Here is a 25,830-nt window from a genome sequence, read left to right on the forward strand (position 1 = left end):
CCGGAGTCCGTCGAGGTCATGATGGTGATGCCGTCAGCGCTGGGGTCGGTTGTCCACGATGCGCCGCATCTTCCCGACCGAGCGCTCGATGCCGCCGGGCGTGACGACGTCTACTCCAACCGTGACGCCGATCCTGTTCTTCACCAACCGCTGGAGCTCCGCTCCGCCCACAGCTCCGGCGCCTTCCACCCCCTCGCGGTGCTCGACCAGCACTGTCAGCTCGTCGAGGTTTCCCGACCGTGAGAGCACGCACTGGAAGTGAGGAGACAACTCTCGAACCTGGAGGATGAGCTCCTCGATCTGGGTTGGAAAGAGGTTGACGCCCCGCAGGATCATCATGTCGTCGGTACGACCGGTGATCTTCTCGATTCGCCTCATCGTGCGGGCTGTCCCGGGGAGCAGTCGCGTGAGGTCACGGGTGCGGTAGCGGATGATCGGCATCGCCTGCTTGGTCAGGGACGTGAAGACGAGCTCGCCCTCCTCTCCGTCGGCGACGGGCTGCAGGGTGACCGAGTCGACGACCTCGGGGAAGAAGTGGTCCTCCCAGACGGTCAGTCCGTCCTTGGTCTCGACACACTCGCTGGCCACACCGGGGCCGATGATCTCGGACAGTCCGTAGATGTCCACTGCGTGCATGTCCAGCCGCTCCTCCATCTCATGGCGCATGTCGTTGGTCCACGGCTCCGCCCCGAAGATGCCGACCTTGAGGGAGGTCGAGCGCGGGTCGATGCCCTGACGCTCCATCTCGTCGATGACGGAGAGCATGTACGACGGCGTGACCATGATGATGTCCGGCCGGAAGTCCTGGATCAGCTGAACCTGCCGCTCGGTCATGCCACCCGAGACCGGGACCACCGTGCAGCCGAGCCGTTCGGCTCCGGCATGCGCACCGAGGCCGCCGGTGAAGAGTCCGTACCCGTAGGCGTTGTGCAAGATGTGCCCGCGCCGGCCACCCGCCGCACGGATACTGCGCGCCATCACCGTCGCCCAGGTCTCCAGGTCGTCGCGGGTGTACCCCACGACAGTGGGTCGCCCCGTCGTCCCCGAGGAGGCGTGGATGCGGCTGACCTCCACACGGGGGACCGCGAACATCCCGAAGGGGTAGTTGTCGCGCAGGTCCGACTTCACGGTGAACGGGAGCTTGGACAGGTCGTCCAGCGACTTCACGTCATCGGGGTGGACTCCGGCAGCATCGAACGAGTCCCTGTAGTGCGCGACGTTGTCGTAGGCGTGCTGGACTGAGGTGCGCAATCGATCGAGCTGGAGGCCTCGCAGCTCGTCCATCGAGGCCGTCTCGATCGGCTCGAGCTCGTCCGGTCGGGGGCGGAGGTCGTCCATGGTCACCACTCATTCCTGGCTGTCGGTCTCGCTGCCGGGCCAGCGTGCCTCTGCCCGCGGTTCGAAAGTTGACCGCTGCCGCACGGAACTTGACCGACCGAACATTCGGTGGGTACGGTGTGACGCGAGTCACCCACAGGAGGTTCAGCATGACGCCGACGGCGGTGGAGACAGGCCGGACCGAGCACGGCTTCGAGGCGTGGGAGGACCAGATCTGCCACACCTTCGTGCCGCTTCGCGCTCGGTGCGCCGACGACGCCACCGGCTTCAGCGGCGAGGTCGACTCGGCCATGTTGGGCTCGGTCATGCTCGCCGAGGTGTCGGCCTCCCACGCCCTGGTCGAGAGGACCCCTCGACTGATTCGATCCGACGACCCGGAGCTCTACAAGTTCGGCCTGCAGGTGAGCGGCACGTCCCTCATCGAGCAGGACGATCGCCAGGCACGGCTCCGTCCCGGCGACCTTGCGATCTACGACACCTCCCGGCCGTATCGGATCACCTTCAGCGACGACTTCCGGATGACCGTCGCCATGTTCCCTCGAGCACTCGTACGCCTGCCCGCCCAGCAGATGGCGGCGATGACGGCCGTGCGGCTGGCGGGCGACAACGGCCTGGGCGCACTCATCGCGCCCTTGATGAAGGGCATCGGCGCCGAGCTGAATGCCAGCCGTCCCGTCATCGCCACCCATCTTGGCGACGCCGTGGTCGACCTGGTCACCGCGGCCTTCGCCCAGCAGCTCGACCGGCCCCTCGAGCCAGACTCCCCCGCGTCACACCGGGCATTGGTGGCGAAGGTCCGCACCTTCGTCGACGAGCGTCTCCCCGACCCGAGCCTCACCTCGAAGTCCGTCGCAGACGCACATTTCGTCTCCGTGCGCTACCTGCAGAAGGTCTTCGCCACCGAGGGCATGTCCGTGTCCACCCTCATCCGGACCCGACGGCTCGAGCGATGCCGACGCGACCTGGTCGACCGCACCTGCGAGCACCTCTCCATCGCGCAGATCGGCTGCCGGTGGGGCTTCCCCGACGCCGCGCACTTCTCCCGCCTCTTCCGATCGACCTACGGGGTGTCCCCGCGCGAATTCCGCAAGGCATCGTTCGCCCTCTGAACCCAGACCCGGCGCACGAATGCACCAGGGGCGGACATCACCCCCGGATGCCCGCCCTTGGTGCTCGCGTCAGAGAACGATCGTGACGACCTTCTCCTCCGTGTTGGCGACGATGCCGGCCCAGCCGAGCTCACGCCCGATGCCACTGGACTTCATCCCGCCCCACGGGAGAGCGGGATCGATCGCCGCCCAGCCGTTGACCCACACCGCGCCCGCGCGGACCTTGCTGGCAAGGGTGTGCGCGAGAGACACGTTCTGCGTCCAGATCGTCGCCGCCAGGCCGTACTCAGTGGCATTGGCGATCTCGATGGCCTCCTCGACGGTGTCGAACGGGATGACGGCACCGACGGGACCGAAGATCTCCTCCTGAGCGATGGTCGATGCGTTGTCGACGTCGGCGAAGATCGTCGGACGCACGAAGAATCCCGGGATGTCGGGACTGGTGCCTCCGGCGACCAGACGAGCCCCCTCCGCCGTGCCCTTCTCGATATAGCCCAGCACCCGCTGGAGCTGCTCGGCGTTGATCAACGCGCCCATCGTGGTGGACTCGTCGAACGGATCACCCAGCACCTGTGCGTCGGCGGCCTGCGCCAGCGCCTCGACGACCGTGTCGTAGTGCGATCGGTGAACCAAGATGCGGGTACCGGCGGCACAGACCTCGCCCTGGTTGAAGAACAGACCCATGGCGATGCCATTGATGGCGGCCTCGACGTCTGCGTCCTCGCAGACAATCTGCGGCGTCTTGCCACCGAGCTCGAGGGTGACGCGCTTGAAGGTGTCGGCCGCCGACTTCTGGATCTGACGCCCGACCTCCGGCGATCCCGTGAAGCTGATCTTGTCGACTCCAGCGTGCGCAACCAGGGCGGCTCCAGCGATCTCCCCGAGTCCGGGCACGATGTTGACGACCCCCGCGGGGAAGCCCGCCTCGTCGATCAGCGCGCCCAGGTGGAGGATCGAGAGCGGGGCGTCCTCCGGGGGCTTGACCACGATGGTGTTGCCTGCGGCGAGCGCCGGGCCGAGCTTCCACGCCGCGATCATCAGCGGGGTGTTCCACGGGACGATCGCCCCGATGACGCCGACCGGCTCCCGGACTGTGTAGGAGTGAGTGGGGGCCATGCCGAGGTAGCCGGCCGTGGGGATCGTCGTCCCCTGGATCTTGTCGGCCCAGCCAGCGAAGTGGCGGAACGTCGCGACGGCATTGGGGATGTCGAGCATCCCGGGCTGACCCACCGGCTTCCCGACATCGAGCGCCTCGAGGCGGGCGAGCTCGGCGGCGTCACGTTCGACCAGATCAGCGAGCCTGTTCAGGAGCGCACCTCGGGCCGCACCGGGAGTCTGCGCCCATGCGCCCTCCAGCGCTCGACGCGCGGCGACAACGGCTCGATCGACGTCGCTGACCGAGGCGCTGGCGACCTTCACCAGGAGTTCACCTGTGGCGGGATTGGTGTCATCGAAGGACTCTTCGGCCTTCGACCAGGCTCCATCGATGTACAGGCCGGTCGTGAACCCGGTGGCGGGCTCAACGGTCAACGTCATGGCAGGTCTCCTTCAGAGGTTGGCGTAGAGGACGACGATGTCTCGACTACCCCTTGCGAAGTTGCCCGCTCCCGCACGCGCCTTGACCACCGGCGACCCGATGATGGGACCGCGTAACTATTGACTTCTAAGATACTTAGTCGGAAAATGATTGTGTCATCGCTCACACCAGATCCATCGCCGGAGGCAGCCATGGACACCACACCGACCACCATTGCCAACGCCCAGCTGTGCCAACAGCTCCACGCCCTGGCCCGAGCCGAGGACGAGGCCGCAGCACTGGAAGCCGCCCGTGTCCCGTATTGGGCCGCGTGCCCGCCCAGCGTCCACGCCCACCGGGAGGCCGCACGGTCACTGCGATCGACGGCCTACCGGTTGCAGGCGATGGATTCCGGGCCGTTGCAGGGCTACCCCCGGCAGATGGCGGGCTGAGCCATGACGTGGCACACCTCGACGACCACCCGCGACCAGCTGGCCAAACTGATGGTCGAGATCCGGCACCGCGGAGGCACCGTCGCACGTTGTCAGCGGTGCGCGGCAGGAATCACGGTCACATGGTTCACCCGCTGACCAAGCAGGGCTTCCGGCACCCTCGCGGTGTCACCGGTCAACGAGCGGCTCGCCGCAGCTCCCGCATCTCCTCGAACGCCGCTGTCACGTCCCGCAGCACCGCAACGGTCCCGTCGACCTCACCCTTCTCGTCAAGCACGACGGCGAGGGTGAACTCGACCGAGATTCGTCGACCGTCGGCCGTCAGCGCGGGCACCTTCAACATCTGGTCGGCCTCGTAGCGGCTCTGGCCCGTCGTCATCACCTTCACATACCCGTTCCAGTGGGCGTCCCGGAGCTTCTCGGGAATGATGACGTCCAGCGACTGACCGAGGACCTCGGTCGCCGCGAATCCGAAGATGCGCTGAGCGCCCGGATTCCACAAGGTGATGGCACCAGCCTTGTCCGTGGCGATGATCGCGTCGGACTCCATGCCGAACAGCGCAGAGGCAATCGCCGAGACGCGGGGCTCGTTGGTCGTCATCGTTTCTCCCTGGATCGTTCGGCCAAGCGGCGCATGCTCAGTCCTCGGTGGTGGTGGCCTGGGCGCCGGAGATCAGGTCCATGATCGAGGCATCGGCGAGGGTCTGGGTGTCGCCGACGGTGCGGCCTTCGGCGACGTCGCGGAGCAGGCGGCGCATGATCTTGCCCGAGCGGGTCTTGGGGAGCTCGGGGACGATCATGATCTGGCGGGGCTTGGCGATCGGGCCGATCTCCTTGCGGACGTGGTCGGAGAGCTCCTTGACGATGCCTGCGTTGTCCTGTGCCGCTGCTGCCTCGAACTCGTTGCGCAGGATGACGTAGGCGACGACGGCCTGGCCGGTGTCGGGGTCGGTGGCGCCCACGACGGCGGACTCGGCGACCTTGGGGTGCGAGACCAGTGCGGACTCGATCTCGGTGGTGGAGAGGCGGTGGCCGGAGACGTTCATGACGTCGTCGACGCGCCCCAGGACCCAGATGTCGCCGTCGGTGTCCTTCTTCGCGCCGTCGCCGGCGAAGTAGTAGGCCCCCCTCTGATCATTTGCCTTGAAGCGGGACCAGTAGGTGTCGACGTAGCGTTCGTCGTCNCCGGTGTCGGGGTCGGTGGCGCCCACGACGGCGGACTCGGCGACCTTGGGGTGCGAGACCAGTGCGGACTCGATCTCGGTGGTGGAGAGGCGGTGGCCGGAGACGTTCATGACGTCGTCGACGCGGCCCAGGACCCAGATGTCGCCGTCGGTGTCCTTCTTCGCGCCGTCGCCGGCGAAGTAGTAGGCCCCCCTCTGGTCATTTGCCTTGAAGCGGGACCAGTAGGTGTCGACGTAGCGTTCGTCGTCGCCCCAGATGGTGCGCAGCATGGAGGGCCACGGCGAGGTGATCACGAGGTAGCCACCGGATCCGTTGGGGACGGGCTTGCCCTCGTCGTCGACGACCTCGGCCTCGATGCCGGGGATCGCGGTCATCGCCGAGCCGGGCTTGCCCGCGGTGACTCCGGGCAGGGGGGAGATCAGGACCGAGCCGGTCTCGGTCTGCCACCAGGTGTCCACGACCGGCGTACGGTCCCCACCGATCACGTGGCGGTACCAGACGTAGGCCTCGGGGTTGATGAGGACCGAGCCGGTCTCGGTCTGCCACCAGGTGTCCACGACCGGCGTACGGTCCCCACCGATCACGTGGCGGTACCAGACGTAGGCCTCGGGGTTGATCGGTTCGCCGACCGAGCCGAGGATCCGCAGAGAGGACATGTCGAAGGAGTCGGGGACCTCGCTGCCCTGCTTCATGAAGGAGCGGATCGCGGTGGGTGCGGTGTAGAACAGCGAGACCTTGTAGTCGGCGATGATCTGCCACCAGCGGCCGGGCTCGGGGGAGTCGGGTGTGCCTTCGTAGACGACCTGGGTGGCGCCGTTGGCCAGAGGTCCGTAGACGATGTAGGAGTGTCCGGTGACCCAGCCGATGTCGGCGGTGCACCAGTAGACGTCGGTGTCGGCCTTGAGGTCGAAGATCGCGTGGTGGGTGTAGGCCGCGCCGGTGAGGTAGCCGCCGGTGGTGTGCAGGATGCCCTTGGGCTTGCCGGTCGTGCCGGAGGTGTACATGACGTAGAGCGGGTGCTCGGCGTCGAACGCCTCGGGGGTGTGCTCGGCCGAGGCGGTGTCGACCACGTCGTGCCACCACACGTCGACGTCGTCGTCCCATCCGTTCTCGCCGAGGTCCTGGCCGGTACGACGTACGACCAGGACCTTCTCCACCTTGTCGGTCTTGGTGCGGGCCTCGTCGACAGCGGGCTTCAGTGCCGCGGGGGCGCCGCGGCGGTAGCCGCCGTCGGCGGTAATGACGACCTTGGCCCCGCAGTCGTCGATGCGGGAGGCGAGGGCCTCGGAGGAGAAGCCACCGAACACCACGGTGTGCGGGGCGCCGAGCCGGGCGCAGGCCAGCATCGCGACGATCGCCTCGGGGATCATCGGCATGTAGATCGCGACCCGGTCGCCGGAGCGCACACCGAGGTCGGTCAGCGCGTTCGCGGCGCGGGAGACCTCGTCCTTGAGCTCGGAGTAGGTGATGTCGCGCTTGTCGTCGATCGGTTCGCCGACCCAGTGGATCGCGACCTTGTCGCCGCGGCCGGCCTCGACGNACCTCGTCCTTGAGCTCGGAGTAGGTGATGTCGCGCTTGTCGTCGATCGGTTCGCCGACCCAGTGGATCGCGACCTTGTCGCCGCGGCCGGCCTCGACGTGGCGGTCCACGCAGTTGTAGGCCGCGTTGAGGGTGCCGCCGACGAACCACTTCGCGAACGGCGGGTTCGACCAGTCCAGGACCTGGTCCCACTTCGTGGCCCAGGAAAGACGCTCGGCCTGGGTGGCCCAGAAGCCCTCACGGTCGGCCTTCGCAGTGTCGTAGGCGCCGGCCGTGAGGTTGGCCGAAGCGGCCAGCTCGGCCGGCGGCTCGAACCGACGGTCCTCCTTGAGCAGGTTCGCGAGGGTCTCGTCGGTCCGGTTGGCGGTGTCGGTCACTGATGAGCTTTCGAGTAGCGGGAGGTGGTCAGGAGGTGGCGGACGCAGCGCACAGCGCTTGCTCGAGCTCGAGCGCGGCGGCACCTGCCAACATGATCTTGGCGGCATCGAGCTGATCCGCGGGAAGCCGAGCGAGCATGGCAGCCTGGCCCAGAGCGACGTCGACGACGTGGCTCGACGGGACCACGTCGGCGACCAGACCCCACTCGAGGGCCTCCCGCGCCGTGAACCTGCGGCCGCCCAGGGTCAGCTCACGGGCGCGATCAACGCCGACCCACCGGGTCAGAGCCGCACGCAAGTTGCGGTCGGGGTGCTCGCCCAGCTCGCAGGACGTGGTGCTGAGCACGGCATCGTCAGCCAGGACTCGAAGGTCGCAGGCGAGAGCAAGAGCGAGACCCTCCCCCGTGCAGCGACCACGCACCGCCGCGATGACGGGCTTGTGCACGGTGGCGAGCATGTGGACGACCTGCGCCGTCTGCAGCTCCAGCTCACGCACACCGATCACCGGATCACGCGACAGCCTCGCCGCGCCCTCGTCGAGGTCGCGGCCCTCACAGAAGTCCTGCCCGCTCCCCCGCAGGACGACCGCCGAGATCGCAGGATCGTCACCGACCTGGCGAAGCGAGAGCAGGAGCTGGGCTCGCGCCGCGGAATCCAGTGAGGGCCGTCCTTCGGAGGCATCGATGTCAATGGTGGCGATTCCCCGTCGCACCGCCATCCGGATCGACGCCGTCATCGCGCAGCCTCCCCCACGGTCCGCGCATCGGGAGCTGCCCACATCGTCCGGGTCGACCGGCGGCGGCGAGGCAGCGGACGCGAGAGGGCGATCACCGGGCGCGCGCTGACGGCGTATGCATCCTCCTGGGCCAGGGCGAGCACGTCGCCTGCTGGCACCACCCGCACGTCGACGCCCCACTCCGCCAGGCTCGCCGGGTCGATAACGCCGGACGACAGCAGTCGCCGGCCCACCTCGGGACCGACTTCCTCGAACAGCAGCTGACGTGCCGCACCGCGGTCCGATGCTCCGGGCGTCGGGCACAGGATCGCGTCGTGCGCGACGTAGCGGCGAGGACAAGCCAGTGCTAGAGCCAACCCGGCACCGATGCAGGCACGCTGGACTGCCGCGATGACGGGTACCGGGTGTCGCGTGATCACATCGACGAGGAGCTCGATCTCGGGAAGGTCGTCGCGCCCGGCTGCGAACAAGTCGTCAACGCCGCTCAGCACCACGGCCCTGGCAGCAGAATCGGCCGCGACCTCGAGCAGCACGCCGGACAGCTCGACGGCGAGCTCCGGTCCGAGCACCCCACGTTGCCCGGACCAGTTCATCACCACCGTGACGACTCCGGCGCTCCTCGACACGGCGAGGTCGTTGCTTCTCGAGGTCATGTCTGCCTCCTGTCCGTGATGTCAGCTGCCTCACCGGGCACCAGTGCCGGTCAGGTCGAGGACGATGCGCGCCCGGCACCGATCCGGTCCGGCCAAGGACAGAAGACCGGGCGCGCATCCGATCGTGGTCGTCAGCGCTTGACGCTGACCACCTTGATGTTGGTGTAGGCGAGGAGGCCGTGCCTCGAACCTTCGACGCCGACGCCGGACTGCTTGATGCCGCCGAAGGGCACCGACGCAGTGACGACCGGATGCTGGTTGATCCAGACAGAACCGGCCTCCAGACGCTCGGCGACCGCCGCAGCGCCGTCGGGGTCCGAGGTCCACACCGATGCACCGAGACCGAAGGACGTGCTGTTGGCACGCTCGATCGCGTCCTCGAGGTCGGTGTAGGTCATGATCGGGAGGATCGGCCCGAAGGGCTCCTCGTCGACCAGGGCCACGCCCTCGGACACGTTGCGCACCAGCGTGAAGGGGAACCAGTAGCCGGGTCCCTCCGGGACCTCTCCCTCGAAGAAGACATCGGCACCGTTGGCGCGTGCATCCTCGGCGAGCCGCTTGACGTGAGCCAGCTGGGCGGCGTTCTGGACCGGGCCGGCAACAACGCCCTCCTGGGTGCCGGGACCGACGACGACCTTGGCGGCCTCGGCAGCCAGCACCTGGCTGTACTCCTCGAGCTTCGACTCCGGCACGTAGAGGCGCTTGAGGGCCGCGCACACCTGTCCAGTGTTGGAGAAGGCTGCCCAGAACAGGTCCTTGCCGATGACCTGCGGGTCGGCGTCCTCGAGCACGATGCCCGCGTCGTTCCCACCGGCCTCGAGGGTGACGCGCTTCAGCGTGTCAGCGGCGGCCTTCATGATGGCCTTGCCGGTGGGGACCGAGCCGGTGAAGGCGATCTTGTCGATGCCCTCGTGAGTGGTGAATGCGCGGCCGAGCTCGTCGCCGCCCGCCAGAACCTGGAGGACGCCGGCGGGCAGCGCCTCCTGGAGCAGCTCGCCGAGGCGCAGCGTCGCGACGGGGGTGTACGGCGACGGCTTGAGGATCATCACGTTGCCGGCAACCAGCGCAGGCACGAGCTTGAACATCGCCGCGAGCACCGGGTAGTTCCACGCGGTGATGGCACCCACGACGCCGATCGGCTCGTGGCGGACCTCGACCCGCCCGGTCTCGTCGTCCTTGATGACCTCCGGCTCGAGCTCGATGGTGCCGAAGTACTCGACCTGGCGCAGGGAGGCCATGATCTCGCCCTTGGCATTGCCCAGCGGCTTGCCCTGCTCTCGCATGACCAGCTCGGCGAGCTCGTCGATGTTGTCGTTCACCACCGCTCCGACGCGACGGATAGCGTTCTGGCGCTCGGGCACGGGCAGCGCACGCCACGTCGCAAGGGCCGAGCGGGCTGCGGCGACGGCCTCGTCCAACTGCTCGACAGTGGCGGCGGGAACCTCGATGAAGGGCTCGCCGGTGGACGGGTCGATGACCGCGATGGTGTCGACGGACGACACCGCGGTGCCGTTGATGGTGAGCTGGGGAACCTTGTAGCCCGTTGCGGGTGCGGAGGTCATGGAACGCCTTTCACAGTGCAGAGTGGTCATGGGTTCACCGGACCGTTCGGTTCAGGCCGGCGCCGGCGCTGGCGCCGGAGTGGGAGTCGGAGCGACACCGAAGAGCCGCTGGTACTGGTCGCTGGACAGACCGGTCGGCGCACCGGAGCCCGCCGGCCGCTCGGCCACTCGGGCCTTCGCGGACGGCCTGTCGGAGATGCGCTGTGACCACGCTGCCAGTGCGGGGTAGTCCGCCAGCGCGACGCCATAGGCCTTGAGTACCCGGGTCCAGGGGAAGCAGGCCAGGTCGGCGATCGAGAGGTCGCCGCCGACAAGGAACTCGCGGCCGTCGGCGAGCTGGCTCTCCAAGACGTCGCAGGTCCGCTTGGTCTCGTTGACGAACCGGGCGGTGCTGTACTCGTCCACGACGCCCGCATCGGGGGCGTAGGTCGTGAAGTGCGCGGCGTTGCCCGCGGCCGGCCCCTGGTTGGCCACCTGCCAGTACACCCAGCAGGTGGCCTCCCAGCGGTCGTTCTCGTCCTCGGGCAGCAGACGGCCGGTCTTGCTCGCGAGGTACTGCAGGATCGCTCCCGACTCAAAGATCCGCACCGGTCGACCATCGGGACCGTCATGGTCGACGATGGCCGGAATCTTCGCGTTCGGGTTGATCCGCTGGAACTCCGCCGTGAACTGCTCCCCCTCCTTGACCGCGACCCAGTGCACCTCGTAGGGCAGCCCGAGCTCCTCGAGAGCCATGTGGATCTTCCGCCCGTTGGGCGTCAGGTCGTAGTAGAGGTCGATCACGGTAAGTCCTCAGATTCCGAAGCGGTCACGCATGCGGTTCTCGTACGCGACGAGGCCAGTCTTGCTGCGGGCGTAGTCGCGGCCGGCCCAGTCCCACGGGGTCGGGTCGGTGATCTGGCGCAGCGTCGAGTACACGGTCGCGTCGTAGGACGTCGGCTCGTCGCCGAGCAGGAACTGCTTGTCGCCGATGAAGGCCTCGATCGCGTCCAGGTCCTCCTTGAGCGCGGCGAGCACGTCCTCGTCGGGGCGCTTGCCGGTGCCCTGCTTGTCCTGCTGGTCGGCGATCCGGTCGCGCAGGGCGTACAGGAACTCACGCACCGGCGCGGGCGGGTCGTCGGTTCCGACCATGAACGGGATGTACTTCTCGAACTCGGCCGGGTAGCGCCAACGCGGCTGGATGATGCCGGTCCAGTAGGTGTACTCCTCGACCATCCGCTGGAAGGCCAAGCCCTGCGCGTGCTCGGCTGGGCTCAACGAGGCGTCGAGCTTGTCGCCGTACTTGTCCTTGAGGTACTGGATGATGCGGGTCGAGTCGTGGACCTGGGTGCCGTCCTCGTCGACGATCCGCGGCAGCTTCGCGGTCGGCGAGTCCTTCTGCAGCGTGGTCGGGTCCTGCTGGACGAAGGTGAACGGGATCTCCGCCATCGTCAGGTAGTTGGTGACCTTCGTGACGAAGGGGCTGACACAGGCCAGGCCCCACGCCGGGCCGTATCCGTAGAGGGTGATCGTCATCGTTCGTACTCCTTGGAAGCGAAGAGGTGGAAGAGGTGGTCCGTGCTCACCAGGGCAGGATGTCGCCGTTGGCGTGCTGGAACTTGCCGCCGGTTTCGACGGTCAGGGAGTCAAGCACCGAGATCAGGTTCGATGCCGACTGCTGAGGGGTGACCAGGATGCTGGCGGCCCTCTCGCGGTCCTCGTCGGTCATGGCGTCGAGGAGACCGGTGTTCACCATGCCCGGGTGCAGCGCCTGGACGGCGACACCACCCTTGGACAGGTCGTGGTGAAGGTTGAGTGCGACCATGTTGGCCGCCGCCTTCGAGATGCGATAGGCGTAGTCGCCACCGCTGGTGTTGTCGTTCATCGACCCGACACGGCTCGTCAGGATGCCGACCTTGCCGCCCTCGACGAGGAAGCCACGGAGGGCGCGCACCACCCGGAGCGGACCCATGGTGTTGATCTCGAACTGCTTGCGTACGTCGTCGTAGTCGACCGTCTCGATGTTGTCGAGGTACATCACGCCAGCGACGTGGACGAGCCACTCGACCTGGACATTGTCGTTCGCAAGTCGCTTCGCCAGGGCGTCGACCGCCTCGTCGGAGGTCACGTTGACGCCAGACTCGACAGCGATCCCCTGCTCGGCGAGCTCCTTGCCGTCACCCATGGTCACGGCCAGGACGTCGTGTCCGGCCTCGTGCAGCTGCTCGGCGATGGAGCGCGCGATGCCGCGGTCGGCTCCGATGATGACTCGAGTGGACATTCTTCAGGCTCCTTGGGTGATCACGTGGGTCTCGTCGTCCGAAGCCGGCACCTCGCCGGTCTCGTTGCCGACCACACCCTCTGCGAGGAGGCGGTCGATGGTGCTCTGCTCGAAGCCGGCCTGGACCAGAACCTCGATACTGTGCTCGCCGAGCCCGGGCGCTCCCAGGGGGACCTCGACGGTAGTGCGGGAGAAGCGTGCCGCGGGCCGCGCCTGACGCAGCCGTCCGGCGATGGGGTGGTCACTCTCGATGATGGTGCCCGAGGCGATGACCTGCGGGTCCTCGATGACCTCGAAGCGACGGAGGGCAGGAGCGCAGGGAACGTCGTGATCAGTGAGGAGCGCCAGCCACTCGTGGCCCGGGCGCTCCATCAGCACCTTCTGGATCTCCGTGAGCCGGTCGTTGACGTTGGCGTCGCGCTTGGCGGGGGTGTTGAACCGCTCGTCGTCGAGCAGGTCGGGGCGCTCGGCCGCATTGCAGAAGGCCGTCCACTCCTTGTTGCTCATCGTCGACACCGTGATGAACCCGTCAGCGGTCTCATAGATCAGATCGATGAAGCTGGCTGCCTTCTCCGGCTCGACCGGCTTGTCGACGAAGGTGTAGGCGTTCATGTCGCTCGCCCACATGAACGCGAGGACGCTGTCGAGCATGGACAGCCGGACATGCTGACCCTCTCCCGTCGACGCGCGTGCCACGAGCGCCGCGCAGACCGCCTGGGCGCCGGTGATGGCGGTGAGCTTGTCCGGCAAGACCGTTCGGATCAGGCGAGGCCGATCCTGATCGGAGCCGGCCTGGATCGTGGTGAGGCCAGAGACGGCCTGGACGATCGGGTCGTAGGCGCGTCGGTCGGCGTACGGGCCTTCCTCACCGAAACCGCTGATGGAGAGGTAGACCAGGCCGGGGTTGATGGCGCTCAGCTCCTCGTAGGAGATCCCGAGCCTCTCGACAACGCCGGGGCGGAAGTTCTGGACGAGCACGTCCGACTTCTGGACCAGCTCACGCAGGACCGCCTTGCCGTTCTCGGACTTGAGGTCCAAGGTCAGCGAACGCTTCGAGCGGTTCACGTTGAGGAACATCGAGGCGAGCCCGCCCGAGCGGTTCGGAAGGGAGCGCACGTGGTCGCCGCTCTTGGGCGGTTCGACCTTGATGACCTCTGCACCCTGGTCCCCGAGGATGGACGCCGCCCAAGGGCCGGAGAGCATCGCGGAGAGATCCAGGACGCGAACGCCAGTCAGTGGACCGGGCATGTTTACCTCGCTTGAAGTGTGACGTCGATTACAAGATCACCTTAGCGAGATAACTTCTTAGGAGTCAAATACTTTCTGGAAAAAGATTGCGCTCAGTCGGTCCGGACCGTGGCCGAGGGCTCGAAGTGGAGCATGAACTTGCGCAGGAGGGCGCAGAACGCCTCGAGCTCTTCCTCGGTGAAGACTTCGTCGAGAATGTCGTTGTCCGCGTGCAGGGCGTCGGCCAGCACCGAATCGATCAACTTCATGCCGTCCGCGGTCAGCTCGACGTCGACCCGGCGGCGGTCGTTCACGTCGAGGTGGCGCGTGATGAGCCCGGCTCGCTCCAGCTTGTCGAGGCGCTGAGAGACACCGCCCGAGGTGATGAGCGCGTGCTTGGTCAGCTGGCCGGCCGACTGTCGGTACGGCGCGCCGGAGCGCCGGAGCATGCCGAGGATGTCGATGGTCGCCCGATCGGTCTCCCACACAGCGAGTCGGTCGTTGCGTAGGCGGTCGAGGTACCGACCCACCCGCCAGATCCTCGTGACGATCCCGATCGACTTGACGTCGATGTCGGGCCGCTCCCGCCTCCAGTCAGCCTGCACTGCGTCGACACCGTCCTGAGCAACTCGCGTGGGCGAGGAAGTCCGATTGTTCATAGCACTAAGAATCTCACACCGTGGGAGATTTCTGGTGACATGTCGAGAAGTAGGTCACGGAGTGTTCTCCTCCACGTCTGCGGGCAGCGATTCGGGATCATCGGGCAGGTAGTCGGCGTGGTAGCGGACATCCGCATCGGCGAGCAGGTCCTCGAGGAAGGAACGCCACTTCGACAAGGCGTCCTCCGTCTCCAGCGTCGACCTGAGAGTGGCCTCCACCTCGGCGAAGGTGACCGGAGTCGCCGGCACGATCTTCTGGACCTGGCCGACGTGCCATCCCGTATCGGTCTTCACGGGGCCGAAGAGGCCGCCCTTCTCAGCACCGAAGGCAGCATCGCCGTACGCACCCTCGAGGTCCTTGCGGGAAGCCATGCCAAGCAGGCCGCCCTCGGAGCGGGTGGCGCTGTCGATGCTGTAGGTCTGCGCGACCTGGGCGAAGGGCCGACCTCGACGCAGGAGGCCGAGCACCGTGTCAGCCTCCGCCTTCGTCTCCACCACGATGTTGAGGAGCTCTCGGCGTTCAGGCGTCGCCAGCTCGGTGCGCCGGTCGTCGTACGTCTCACGCACCTGGTCATCGGTGACCTCGACCCCGGACGTCACGTCATCGAACAGGGCGGCGACCACCGCCTGCTGGCGCAGCTCGTCGCGGACCTGGTCCTCGTTGGCGCCCATGATGCCCAAGGCCTCGACGAAGGCCGCCTGGCCACCATCGGGGTAGCGCTCTCTGATCAGCTTGGCCAGGATCGTGTCGACCTCCTTGTCGGTGACCTCGATCCCTCGCTCGTCGGCAGCCTGCTCGATCAGCACCGCGACCACTGCGGACTTCGCCGCGTCCCTCCGGAATCCGTCCTGGGCCTCGGTACCGCTGGGCTCTTCGAGACCGTAGAGCGCCTTGAGGGCCTCGACCCGGCGATCGAGTTGCGTCGTCGATATCTCCTGCTCCCCCACCACCGCGACGGTCCCGTCCGGAACCTGCGGCTCACGTGCCAGGTAGGCCGTACCGACGGCGAGGAGCAACGCGAACGCGACAGCCCCTGCCAACGCCGCACGGGGGTGCTCCCCGACCCAGGTACGCACGGCTCCCCGGCGCGACGACGGAACCTGTCGGCTCGTCTCGTCGCTCGCGGTCTTCGCATCCGTCGACGCGTCGGGATCGGCGAGGCGATCGACGTCATCGACGCTGGTCCCGTCGCTCAGGCTCTTGGACATCACCGGACTCCTGCCAGTTGGGGTTCCTCCACCGGCAGGCCGGTCGAGCGGACGAGACGAGGGACGGTCAGCGACACCAGGTGTCCTGCGGCCAGCGCAAGGCCCACAGCCACGACCAGCGTGACGCTGAACTGGCGGAGTAGATCGAGTCCTGACAGCGACAGGGCCGAGTAGCCAGCGGCCGAGACTCCCGCTGCAATGAGGACGGAGCGCCCCAATCGGGGGTCGGCAGTGCGACGCGCTTGCGTCAGCATCACCGCGAACTCGCAACCCACGGCGGCCGTGAGTGAGCCGAGAGCCACCGTGATCGGATTCAGCGCGACGCCGAACATCGCGACGAGGAGGAATCCCCATCCGGTGGCGAGCAATGCAGCAGCGACCGCGCGGGCGGCGTCACCCCTGCGACGCAACCCGAGGGCCAGCACCAGCCCCGCAGCAGCGACTCCGGCGAGATTTGCCCAGTGGCGGTCGGCCACCAGGATCTCGTAGCCGTCGGCGGCCAGCACGGGAATCCCGGTGACCCGAGCGGTGTAACCGTCGGGAGGGTCGGCGACCGCTTCGCGGATGGAGGCCACCGTCGACTGCTGGTCGCCCAGATCGTCGAGGTCGGACCCGAAGGCGATGAGAGCCCGGTCCTGCCCCACGGTGACGGCCGCACCCGTGATGTACGGCGGAAGGACCCTCATCGCTGCATCGATCTGTGACGCCGAAGGATTGGGGCCGAGGAAGCGGAGCAGGCCAGCCGGGCTGACCACCGGCTGCAGACGGTCGCCGTGCTCGCGCAGGACCTCCTGCTCGGTGCTGCGCAGCCAGGCGAGCGCTTCTGGAGTCAGCACGTCGTCACCGTCCAGAACGATGTCGAGCTCACCCGCGAAGCCCAACCGCTCCTGGACCGCCACCGCGTCGCCGTACCCGTCGACTCCGCTGAGCAGCGTCGTCGGGGACGTCTCCAGCTCGATCGAGGAGAGTGCCAGCCACCCGAGCAGCGCGGGAGCCGCAGCGAGGAGACCGAGCGCGATCCGGGTCGGGGTCACCAGGCCCTCCATCCGGCTGCTCCCGCCATCGTCGGACGTCGCCGGAAGCGCGGAACTGTCTCCGGCTCGACCACCGGCACCCGAGCGGTACATCAACAGGGCGAGTCCGGTCGTTCCCGCGATCCCGATGACCATGGCCAGGCCGAGGTCCTGGACGAACTGGACAGGAGACGCCATCAGGCAGGCGAAGGCCGCAGCCGCAGCCGCAGCGACAGCGACGACGGTGCGGCGGTGCCCCCGCTGCGCGAGGTAGACCGGGTAGTAGCTGCCGATTCCCAGCACGAGTGGCAGGAACAGCACAGCGCCGAGCGAGAGCGGATCCCCTCGCCAACCGAACCAACCGAGGGTCAGAGCGACCGCGGCGGTCATCGGCATGAGTGGCAACAACCGCTGGACCACGCTTCGGCGCCACCGCGACAGGACCAGGGCGCCACCGACGAGCACGATGGCTCCGACACCAACCCGAGGAAGCTCCGACCTGACCTGGTCGGCGAGAGTGGTGCTGAGGACCGGGACGCCGGTGACTGTCGCCGCCTCGACCTCGAGCCCCTCCGCCTCGGCGACGACGCGATCGACCTCGTCCACGAGTGCGTGGGCAGCGTCCTGGGAGAGTCCGTCGCGCGGCCGCACCAGAATGGCAACGGCATGCGCGTCGGGCACGAACTGACGCCACTGCGAGCGGGGGGAGCCGTCGGGGCCGTAGACGACGCTTCGCACGAAACCGTCGTTGCGGAGCGTGGGCAGGCCGGCCGGCATGCCCTGGACAAGTAGTGCGCCGTATCGCCGCTCGAAGCGCGCGAGCTCCTCGTCCCGACCGGCAGCCTTGAGCCCGTCCCGTCGACCGCTGACGCTGGCGAGGATGCCCTGCACCTGGATCGCAGTCTGGTTCAGGGTCGTCGCAGGCCCGTACACGACCGCAACATCGCGGAGGGACGAGAGCCGACCCTCCAGTGCCAGGAGTGCCGCAAGTCGCTCACCGGACAGCAGTCCGTTCGCCTCAGCCGACTCGAGCAGCACGACCACGGGATCGCCCCCGAAACTGTCGGCGACATCACGCAGGTCCTGGGCGCTCCGCCCGTCATCCGGGAGGAAGGCGGCGTAGTCGGTACTGACCGTCAGTCGGCTGACGCCGACCGCGGTGAGCGCGACCAGCCCCGCCCCCATCGCCAGGATGGCGACACGGACAAGCCAGGTCCTGCGCGCCGACGTCACTTCGGCGCCTCCTCCACGCGCGGATAGGTGCCGTTGTAGGGCCCCGGGTTCAGCGCGCCACCGGGGGCGGGGTAGGAGTTCCGCTTGTCGAGGAACCCGACGTGCGTGTCGAACGGCAGGTTCTTCAGTGAGGTTTCGTTGAAGACGAGGAAGACCCGGAGGTAGCGACCGTTGGCGTCCTTGCTCGCCATCATCGCCGCCCAGTTCGTGAAGAAGGCGGTCAGGTCGCGGTTGTACGGCGCCATGTAACCCAGCATCGGGTTGACATCGGCCAGCGCGACACGGGCGTCAGGAACGACGTCCGAGATGTCGGAGGCGACCTCGTCGACGCGGCTGAGGGTCGCCGGTGCACGGTCGAGCGCGACGTCCAGTGAGGGCAGCAGGCCCTTGACGTCCTTGGTGACCGAGGGAAGGTTCTTCAGCGCGGCCGACAGACCGGGACCCGCTGCGCGGAGGTCCTTGGCGATCGGCGCAAGGGAGGTCGACAGGGTCTCGAGGTCTCCCGATGCAGCGCGCGCCGAGTCCAGCACACCCGGCAGCGCCTTGATCGTCGCCGCAAGATTCTTGTGGTTCCCCGCGGTGGCGGTCGTCAGCTTGTCGGCAGCCGTCACCAGGTCGACCACCTCTCCCTGCCGGTGGTCGAGGCTGCGGACGACGACGCCGAGCGACCGGGTCATGTCGTCGAGATCTTTCGACTGCGCCGCCAGCGCGTCGAGCACGTCGTACCCCTCATCACCGAGGTCGCCGAGTCCGTCCATGAGGGCCGCGACGTCGGCGCGACTCCCCTCGGTTCCCTCGCCGAGCGATCGCAGGGTGCGGCCCAGCGAGGCACGGGTCGGCTCGTCGAGACTGGTGAGCACGTCGTGCAGCTGCACCGGCTCGGCCACCGCCTTGGCGGACAGGCTGCCCCCGTCACGGATCTCGGCGCCGTCACCGTCGACGATCTCGATGTAAGTCTCCTCGACCATCGACTTCGCGCGGAGATGGACGGTCGCGCCCTCGTGCAGCGGGATCACCTCGTCCTCGTCGAACTGGAGGGTGACCATCGCTGCGTTGTCCTCGACCTCGATCCCGCGGACCTTGCCGACCGGGACGCCGGCGACGCGGACATCGGAGTCGAACACGACGTTGTCACCATCGGCGATGGGTACGACGATCCGGTAGCCCTCGCTGGTGACGGCCGGGATCGAGCCACCCATGTTCACCCAGAGGTAGCCGAAGATCAGTGCACATCCGGCGACGAATCCGACCAGGACGCCGAGACGAAGGCGCGGCTCGAGGGCATGAGGGATTCTCATCAGTCGACCTTTCCGACCACGAACGGCAGGGACTCGGCGCTCACCGAGGCCTGACCACGAAGGATGCCGCCGTTGGCGTCACCGAGGCTGAAGATGGAGGTGGTGTTGTAGACGAAGGCGGAGATGTCCTGCCGGTAGTCGGCGACCATCTTCGTCAGGTAGTCCAGACGCGGGGTGACCACAGCTGCCTCTTCGAGCGCAGCGTCGTACCGCGGGATCACGGGCCGCAGGTCGGCCAGGACGGGCCGTGCCTCCCGGGCGACCGGGGTCGCCACCTGGGCGGTCTCGTCGAGGGTCTCGGCGAGCTTGGCGAGTCGAGCCAGTGCCGTCGGGAGCGTCTCCGACGCGCCCTTGACCGCCTCGAGCGTCGGGTCCAGCTGCTGGCTCAACCGGGTGACGTTCCCGGTTGCCCCCTTGAGCTCGGAGACGAACCCGGGGAGGGTCGCAAGCGACCGGGTGAGCTCGTCGTCCCGGGCGCTGATCACGCTGAGCGTATCGGCGAGCGAGGTGGTGATGCGCGCCAGGCGCGCCTCGTCCCCACCGGTGGCGCCGGCGACCTTGGACAGTGCCGAGACCAGGAGCCGGATCTGCTTGCGGCGCCCGTCGAGGGCGTCCACGACGGGCTGGAGGTCCGCCAGGACGTCGTCGGTCGCGTCCAGCCCCGGGCCGAGGTGCTTGGGTGCGTTGGCGAGGGCAACGTCGGTCTCCTGCAGGATCGATGCCAGTCCGGACCGGGCGTCCTCGTCGAGGTTCTGCACCACGCGGTCGACCTGGACCGGGCTCGCGGTCTGCTCGAGCGCGATGACGTCGCCCTCTTCGAGCTTCCCCGCGTCCTGCGAGCCCTGGCTCATCTCGACGTACATGTCGTTGAGGGGTGTCTTGGCCCGCAGCACGAGCTGGGTGTCCTTGTAGACGGTGTGCCCCGGCTCGAGGGAGAGCGTCAGGCGGGCGAGGCCGTTGTCCGTGACCTCTGCCTCAGTGATCGACCCCACGGTCACGCCCGCGATCCGGACCTCCTGACCGTTGCTCGGACTGATGCCGGGCGTCTCGGCGAAGTCAGCCTGAAACTCGAACTTCTCCTGCCAGGGCCAGTCGTAGCGCTGGTTGATGAGCACGACGCTGGTGGTGAAGGTACCCAGCGCGAAGAGGGCGACCAGTGCCGTCACGTCGCGACCGAGTCCGGGAACGGTCCTGGTGCGCTCCCAGGCACGCTGGATCTTGTGCTTGCTGATCATCAGCGACTCCCAACAGGACGAAGAAGCAGGTCGAAGAGGTCGACGAAGCTGATCGGCAGGCCGGTGACCGTGCCGGGGCCCGCCCCGGGCTGGAAGTGCAGGGTCGAACCGTTGCGGTCGGTCATGTTGCCCGACGCGCTGCCACCGGCTGCCATGTAGCCGAGCTCCTTGTAGAAGGGCGTGTCGTTGCCGTTGCCCTCGTAGAGGGTTCCCTCACGCCCCTTCCAGGGCGACAGGACCATGTCGGTGATGGTGCCGTTGAGCCGTTCGAGCGGACGTCCGTCGAGGTCGTCGAGCACAGCGTTGGCCTTGGCCGACATCGGCACGAGCCCCTGGACGACCGGGCGCAGGTCCTGCAGCGTCGGCACCAGCTCACGCATCAGGGGTCGCGCGGACCGCAGCGCAGGCTCGAGCTCTGCCAGTGCCCCGTCGAGCTCCTTCACCACGGGGCGCGCGGTCTCCGACACCTCGCGCACCCTGGCGAGCGAGGTGTCGAGGGCATCGAGCCCCTCCCTCGCGGTACGGAGAGTGTCGGGAAGGTCCGCGACGGCGTCGCGGAGCGCAGGTCCGTTGCGGCCGATCACTGTCCCGGTGTCGCCGAGTCCCGCCAGGGCGCGGTCCAGCGTGCCGTCATTCTTGGTCATCGCCCGCGCGGTGGACTCGAGACCGGAGACGAGGACGGCCAGGTCACGATCCGGGTTCTCGCCCCGGAGTGCCTTGAGCACACCGGTGGTGCCCTCCAGCGATTCCGGAGCATCGCCGAGAAGTTCCTTCAGCTCCTTGCGTGTCGGCTCGTCGAGCGTCGCGCGGGAGTTGGAGATCGTGCCTCGCATGCTGGTCCGCACGTCCGGCTGCAGCGCCTCGAGGACGCGGTCCAGCTCCACCGGGATCGACGTCCGAGCCAGCGGGATGGTGCCCGAGAACTTCTCGGGGTCACCGCCCGGCTTGAGCTCGACGTAGTAGTTGCCACCCAGCAGCGTCGCCGGGCGGATGGCCGCGGAGGGGTCGCTGCGCAACTTCGCTGCAGTCCCGCCGTCGAGCCTCATCTCCACGATCGCCATGTCGTCAGCGGTCGGCTCGACGCTGGTGACGACGCCGACGGCGACGCCTGAGACCTTGACCTTCGTGACGAACGGGCGCAGTCGGTAGTCAGCGGAGAACTCGGCGCTGACCAGCTCCGTCCCGGGCGTCAGGTACGTCGCGATCTTCTGCTTCTGGAACAGGGCGATGCCGACCAGGAGCACCAGGACGATCGACACCGCCCCGATGCGCACCGGATCTGCCCGCTCCAGCCGGGCGAGGACACGAGTCACCATGATCAGTTACCTCCGAGGATGCCGGGGGCGCTGTCGTTCTGCGCCTGCCCCGGGGCGGGATAGGGGTTGCGGTGGGTGAACGGATCACGGATCGGCAGAATGCCGGTGACCGACTCCGGGCGGATCACGAAGCCCAGGCGGAGGTAGTGCCCGAACTTGTCGCTGTTGCCGTTCGCCGAGTGCCAGTAGTCGAAGAACTGGGAGATGTCCGCCGCGTAGGGGCCCATGTACCCGGCGAGGATCTCCGCATAGTCGAAGGTGGACTCCAGTCGCTGGGCGAGCGGAGATGCGTCTCCGGCCGCCGACGAGAGGTCCGCCAGGGCAGGCTCGGCGAGATCCGCGACGTCAGGGACCTTGGCCAGCGGCGCCTTGCCGTCCCGCAGCACCGCCCGCAATGCCGGCGTCGCCTTGCCCAGCGCAGCCGTGCCGGGCTCGAGCGACCGGGCTGCGGCCTCGAGGTCCACAAGCGGCTGCTCGAGCGCGGCGAGTCCCTCATCCGCAGCCTTCAGCGCATCCGGAGCCTTGTCGAGAGTCTCGCTGATGACACGACCGTCGTCGGTGTTCACAGCGTCGAGGGTCGTCCCCATCTTGCCCAGCAGCGAGTCGATCTGGTCCTCGCGGCCGCGGAACCGGGACGCGAGAGCGGAGGTGGACTGCAGGAGCCCGGCGAGGTCGGCACGCTGGCTCGCCGTCGCCTCCGAGATAGATCCCAGGTCACCCAGGATCTCCGGCGCATGGGCGAGGAAGGCTGCGAGGTCGTCGCTCTTGCCCTCGACGCCGCCGCCCACCTCACGCAGGGTGCTGGCGAGGCCGTCGCGGGTCGGCTTGTCCAGCACCGACAGCAGTTCGTCGAGCTGCGAGGCGGGAACGGTCTGGGCCTGGGTGAGCTCACCACCCTTCAGCTCACCCGCGTCCCCGTGTCCACGGTTCAGCTCGACGAAGTTCTGTCCGAGACCGGACCGGGCCCAGACCGCCGCACTCGCGTCGGCGTACACCTCCGAGTCACCGGTGAGCTGCAGCCGGACGACAGCCTGCTCGCCTTCGAGCTCGATCGAGTCGACCCGACCCACGCGGATGCTGGCTTCACGAACGTCGTCGCCCTCGCGCAGGCCACCGACGTCGTCGAAGCGGGCCGTGACGTACTCACGGCTCGAGCCCGGCAGTCCCGAGCTGGCGAAGATCGCTGCGTAGAGCGACACGACCAGCAGGACGATCACGGCCACAGCTGCGAACAGGGGCTTGGTGCGGGCGTTCATCGAGCGCCTCCGACGAGGTAGGTGACCATGTCCTGCTCCTGGCGAGCCGTGAGACCGGTGACGTTGACGGGGTCGGCCACGCCTGCGGCGCTCCGTCCGGACTTGCCGCCGCCGAGGAGGCCGCTCAGGCCGCTGACGAGGCCATCAGTGAGGTCACCGATGCCCGACAGGTTCCCGAGCAGACCGCCGTTGAGCAGGCCGTCGAGGGGGTTGGTCGACTTGGGGGTCCGGCCCTGCTTCGTCGGCGTCGTCGCCTTGGGCTTGGGAAGCAGGCCCGTGATCGGATCGGTGTTGACGATCTCGAGGGAGCGGAAGTAGTTGGAGAGCCCGTCCTTGTTGTTGGTGGTGAGCGCCCAGAACTTCGCGAAGTCGAGAACGTTCCTCAGGTTCGAGATGAGCTTGGTGCCCAACGGCTCGAGACCCCGGGCAGCGCCGAGCACGTCCGGCGACGACTTGTTGAGCGACTGCGCCAGCGGACCAGCCGCCTTCAGCAATGTCCTGGCCCGCTGCAACACCGGCTCGAGGTCGGCCATGGCTGGCTCGCCGACTGCGGCGAAGGCGGAGAGCTCCTTGGACAGCTCGATGAGCACGTCGGTGGTGGGCCGCAGGTTCGCCAACGTCGGAGTGGTCGCCGCCGCAGCTCCCCGCAAGGCCTTGAGGGTGCTCTGTCCTGAGCTGAGCGTGCCGGGGAGTGCCACGAGGGTCGCGTCCAGCTCGGCCTGCTTGGCAGCGGTGCTGCTCAGGAGACCGTCGGTCGCGTCGAGGAGCCGGTCGAGCTTCTTGCCGTTCTCGGTCCCGACGGCGGAGACGACGGGCTGGAGCTCGGTGACCATCTCGGCGAGGACCTTGCGCTGCCCGTCGAGCACCTTGACCAGCTTGTCGGTGTCCTGGAGGGCGGGCTTGAGAGCCTTGATGGCGCCGTCGACCTTGTCGCCTCGCCCGGACATGCCGTTCCCGACACTCGTCAGGAGTGCCGCCAGAGCCTGCCCGGTCGGCTCGTCGAGGGCATTGAGGACCTGGTCGATGTCCACGGCGCTCGACGTGTTCTCGACCGGGATGCTTCCGCCAGATGCCAGGACCGGGGCGTCGGGCGTGCCTCGGTCAAGCTCCACGAACCGCTCACCCAGCAGGCTGAGAGGGCGGATGGTGGCCTGTGCATCGTCGTGCAGCGGGAGTGCGGAGTCGTCGAGGCTCATGCCGACGAGGGCCTTGCCGTCGCGGACCTCGATCGACTCGACCTTGCCCACGGTCACGCCGGAGACCTTGACGTCGTTGCCCTCGATGAGGGGGCTGGCGCTGGCGAACGTCGCCCACACGTCAGGCTCCTCGTCGCCGGTCATCGCTCGGTATCCGGTGATGCTGGTGGCAACCAGCATCACCGCGGCTCCGACGAGCAACAGGCGTTGCGGCTTGCGGATCGGTGAGGTCATCGCAGCGCGCTCCCGTTTGCATCAGTCCACGGCTGCTTCTCGTTCTGTCCCGGCAGTCGGTGGTGTTGGTTGGTCACTCCGGGCGGCATGATGCCCGGGTTGATGTTCAGGCTGGTCGCGCCGAACTGGATGAACGCACGGAGGTAGTGACCGTTGCTGTCGTAGTTGCCAGCAGCGCTGCCCCAGTTGGAGAGCCATCCGACGAGCTCCGGCGTGTAGGGCCTCACGAAGTCGAGAGCGGGCGCGAGCGAGACGAGCGCGTCCTCGGCCTGCGGCAGCACGGAGTGAGTGCTGTCGAGCAGTCCAGGAGTGATGCGGAGCAGCGGTGCGAGCGACTCGAGGGTCGGTCGCAGCTGAGCAGCGACCGGTCGGAGGTCGGTGAGAACCGGCGCCAGCTCGCGGGCGACGCCCGGGAGACGGGACGCAGCGGGCTTCAGGTCGTCCAGCAGCGGCTGGGCGACGTCGACGGTTCCGGGGACGCTGTCCAGCGTCTTCCGCGCCTGACTCAGGGTCGACGGGAGCTCGACCAGGGCGCGACCCAGCTCCTCCTGTCGGGTCGAGACCGCTTCCACGCCAGCGCTGAAGCCGTCGATCGCCCCGCGGACGTCCTCGTCGCGCTGCGCGACGATCTCAGCCATGTCGGCGGTCCGCGTGACCAGCTTGCGGATCGCGGCGCCGTCGTCACCGACGGCGCTGAGGACCTGTCCCAGTGCCTCGAGCGACGGACCGGCCGCAGCCAGCGTCTGCTGCAGGTCGCTCTCGCTACCTTCGAAGCTGGCGTCGAGGCGGACGATGAGTCCGTTGAGCTGCTTGCGTGTGTCCGCGTCGAGAGCCGCGAGGACCTGGTCGAGCTCGACGCGATCGGTCGCTCCCTTGATCACCGCGCCGTCAGGGAGCTCGGCAGCCTTGTCGTCGCCCGGGGAGAGGTCGAGGATGCGCTCGCCGAGCAGCGCCTTCCAGGATATCTTGGCAGACGTGCCGTCGTGCAACGGAGCAAAGTCGTCCGAGACCGTGACCGTGACGACGGCCTTGCCGTCACGGACCTTGAGCTCGCTCACCTTGCCAGCGTCGAAGCCGTCGATCTTGACGGGTGAGCCCGGCACCAGGTTCGTGGCGGACGGCAGGACGACGTCGACGGTGTAGTCGTCGTTCGCCTTTGCGGTACCGGCGATCGCGACGGCCAGTGCGGCCGCCGCTCCACCGGCGATGAGCTTCTTGCGCACGCC

22 protein-coding genes and 2 pseudogenes are annotated in these 25,830 nt (G+C 67.9%); 2 read left to right on the top strand and 22 right to left on the bottom strand.

Annotated elements, in window-relative coordinates; translation table 11 throughout:
• Positions 1–33 precede the first annotated feature (33 nt).
• Positions 34–1,338: a phenylacetate--CoA ligase PaaK gene (paaK, locus tag ASE01_RS00975; RefSeq protein ID WP_056747896.1), complete on the bottom strand. Its 1,305-nt coding sequence runs from the start codon at positions 1,336–1,338 to the stop codon at positions 34–36.
• 149 nt (positions 1,339–1,487) lie between these two features.
• Between paaK and ASE01_RS00980 the strand changes: the two genes are divergently transcribed.
• Positions 1,488–2,447 carry a helix-turn-helix domain-containing protein gene (locus ASE01_RS00980; protein WP_056747898.1) on the top strand — a complete coding sequence of 320 codons (960 nt, stop codon included), beginning with the start codon at positions 1,488–1,490 and terminating at the stop codon, positions 2,445–2,447.
• A 69-nt stretch (positions 2,448–2,516) separates the two neighbouring features.
• On the opposite strand, the gene styD is transcribed toward ASE01_RS00980, so the two are convergent.
• The gene (gene styD, locus ASE01_RS00985) at positions 2,517–3,983 is read right to left on the bottom strand and encodes a phenylacetaldehyde dehydrogenase StyD (protein ID WP_056747900.1); all 1,467 of its coding nucleotides are present in this window, start codon (positions 3,981–3,983) and stop codon (positions 2,517–2,519) included.
• Between the two features lie 192 nt (positions 3,984–4,175).
• Here styD and ASE01_RS00990 point away from each other — a divergent pair, with 192 nt between their 5' ends.
• Positions 4,176–4,415: a hypothetical protein gene (locus tag ASE01_RS00990; RefSeq protein ID WP_056747902.1), complete on the top strand. Its 240-nt coding sequence runs from the start codon at positions 4,176–4,178 to the stop codon at positions 4,413–4,415.
• A gap of 175 nt (positions 4,416–4,590) precedes the next feature.
• Here the strand turns inward: ASE01_RS00990 and ASE01_RS00995 are convergent, their stop codons facing one another.
• From ASE01_RS00995 to ASE01_RS01080, 20 genes and pseudogenes are all read right to left on the bottom strand, one after another.
• Entirely contained in the window at positions 4,591–5,016 is a 426-nt protein-coding gene (locus ASE01_RS00995) for a PAS domain S-box protein (protein ID WP_056747904.1), read from the bottom strand.
• A gap of 37 nt (positions 5,017–5,053) precedes the next feature.
• On the bottom strand, positions 5,054–5,599 hold a 546-nt coding region (locus ASE01_RS25140; RefSeq protein ID WP_414858522.1), incomplete at its 5' end, for an AMP-binding enzyme.
• A gap of 1 nt (position 5,600) precedes the next feature.
• Positions 5,601–7,139: pseudogene (locus tag ASE01_RS01000) on the bottom strand (AMP-binding protein); the annotation flags it as partial.
• Between the two features lies 1 nt (position 7,140).
• A pseudogene (locus tag ASE01_RS25520) lies at positions 7,141–7,625 on the bottom strand (acetyl-coenzyme A synthetase N-terminal domain-containing protein); the annotation flags it as partial.
• Positions 7,546–8,253, bottom strand: a complete 708-nt coding sequence (locus tag ASE01_RS01005) for an enoyl-CoA hydratase/isomerase family protein (RefSeq protein ID WP_056747907.1) — start codon at positions 8,251–8,253, stop codon at positions 7,546–7,548. The pseudogene ASE01_RS25520 and the gene ASE01_RS01005, both read right to left, overlap by 80 nt.
• Positions 8,250–8,906, bottom strand: coding sequence for an enoyl-CoA hydratase/isomerase family protein (locus tag ASE01_RS01010; RefSeq protein WP_056747910.1), 657 nt, complete (start codon positions 8,904–8,906; stop codon positions 8,250–8,252). Before ASE01_RS01010 ends, ASE01_RS01005 begins: the two co-directional genes overlap by 4 nt.
• 131 nt (positions 8,907–9,037) lie before the next feature.
• On the bottom strand, positions 9,038–10,468 hold the full coding sequence (locus tag ASE01_RS01015; RefSeq protein ID WP_056747912.1) for an aldehyde dehydrogenase family protein: 1,431 nt from the start codon (positions 10,466–10,468) through the stop codon (positions 9,038–9,040).
• 51 nt (positions 10,469–10,519) lie between these two features.
• A complete protein-coding gene (locus ASE01_RS01020) occupies positions 10,520–11,251 on the bottom strand; it encodes a glutathione S-transferase family protein (RefSeq protein WP_056747914.1) in 732 nt (243 codons plus the stop codon).
• A 9-nt stretch (positions 11,252–11,260) separates the two neighbouring features.
• Positions 11,261–11,983: a glutathione S-transferase family protein gene (locus tag ASE01_RS01025; RefSeq protein WP_056747916.1), complete on the bottom strand. Its 723-nt coding sequence runs from the start codon at positions 11,981–11,983 to the stop codon at positions 11,261–11,263.
• 46 nt (positions 11,984–12,029) lie between these two features.
• A complete protein-coding gene (locus tag ASE01_RS01030; protein ID WP_056747918.1) occupies positions 12,030–12,728 on the bottom strand; it encodes an SDR family oxidoreductase in 699 nt (232 codons plus the stop codon).
• A 3-nt stretch (positions 12,729–12,731) separates the two neighbouring features.
• Positions 12,732–13,976: a CaiB/BaiF CoA transferase family protein gene (locus ASE01_RS01035; protein ID WP_056747919.1), complete on the bottom strand. Its 1,245-nt coding sequence runs from the start codon at positions 13,974–13,976 to the stop codon at positions 12,732–12,734.
• 92 nt (positions 13,977–14,068) lie between these two features.
• Positions 14,069–14,614: a MarR family winged helix-turn-helix transcriptional regulator gene (locus tag ASE01_RS01040; protein ID WP_056747921.1), complete on the bottom strand. Its 546-nt coding sequence runs from the start codon at positions 14,612–14,614 to the stop codon at positions 14,069–14,071.
• A 54-nt stretch (positions 14,615–14,668) separates the two neighbouring features.
• A complete protein-coding gene (locus ASE01_RS01045) occupies positions 14,669–15,823 on the bottom strand; it encodes a peptidyl-prolyl cis-trans isomerase (RefSeq protein WP_056747924.1) in 1,155 nt (384 codons plus the stop codon).
• Positions 15,823–18,069: an MMPL family transporter gene (locus ASE01_RS24205; protein WP_056747926.1), complete on the bottom strand. Its 2,247-nt coding sequence runs from the start codon at positions 18,067–18,069 to the stop codon at positions 15,823–15,825. The genes ASE01_RS01045 and ASE01_RS24205 overlap by 1 nt, the downstream gene beginning before the upstream one ends.
• A complete protein-coding gene (locus tag ASE01_RS01055; RefSeq protein ID WP_056747927.1) occupies positions 18,066–19,367 on the bottom strand; it encodes an MlaD family protein in 1,302 nt (433 codons plus the stop codon). Before ASE01_RS01055 ends, ASE01_RS24205 begins: the two co-directional genes overlap by 4 nt.
• Complete coding sequence (locus ASE01_RS01060; protein WP_082605698.1) at positions 19,367–20,602, bottom strand: MlaD family protein; 1,236 nt, start codon at positions 20,600–20,602, stop codon at positions 19,367–19,369. The genes ASE01_RS01055 and ASE01_RS01060 overlap by 1 nt, the downstream gene beginning before the upstream one ends.
• Positions 20,602–21,918, bottom strand: coding sequence for an MlaD family protein (locus tag ASE01_RS01065; RefSeq protein WP_056747929.1), 1,317 nt, complete (start codon positions 21,916–21,918; stop codon positions 20,602–20,604). Before ASE01_RS01065 ends, ASE01_RS01060 begins: the two co-directional genes overlap by 1 nt.
• Positions 21,919–21,920: 2 nt before the next feature.
• Positions 21,921–23,174: an MlaD family protein gene (locus ASE01_RS01070; RefSeq protein WP_056747932.1), complete on the bottom strand. Its 1,254-nt coding sequence runs from the start codon at positions 23,172–23,174 to the stop codon at positions 21,921–21,923.
• Positions 23,171–24,604 carry an MlaD family protein gene (locus ASE01_RS01075; RefSeq protein WP_056747934.1) on the bottom strand — a complete coding sequence of 478 codons (1,434 nt, stop codon included), beginning with the start codon at positions 24,602–24,604 and terminating at the stop codon, positions 23,171–23,173. Before ASE01_RS01075 ends, ASE01_RS01070 begins: the two co-directional genes overlap by 4 nt.
• Entirely contained in the window at positions 24,601–25,827 is a 1,227-nt protein-coding gene (locus ASE01_RS01080; protein WP_082605699.1) for an MlaD family protein, read from the bottom strand. The genes ASE01_RS01075 and ASE01_RS01080 overlap by 4 nt, the downstream gene beginning before the upstream one ends.
• Positions 25,828–25,830: the final 3 nt, after the last annotated feature.

Origin of the sequence: Nocardioides sp. Root190 (assembly GCF_001428565.1) — a bacterium.
Classification (GTDB): domain Bacteria; phylum Actinomycetota; class Actinomycetes; order Propionibacteriales; family Nocardioidaceae; genus Nocardioides.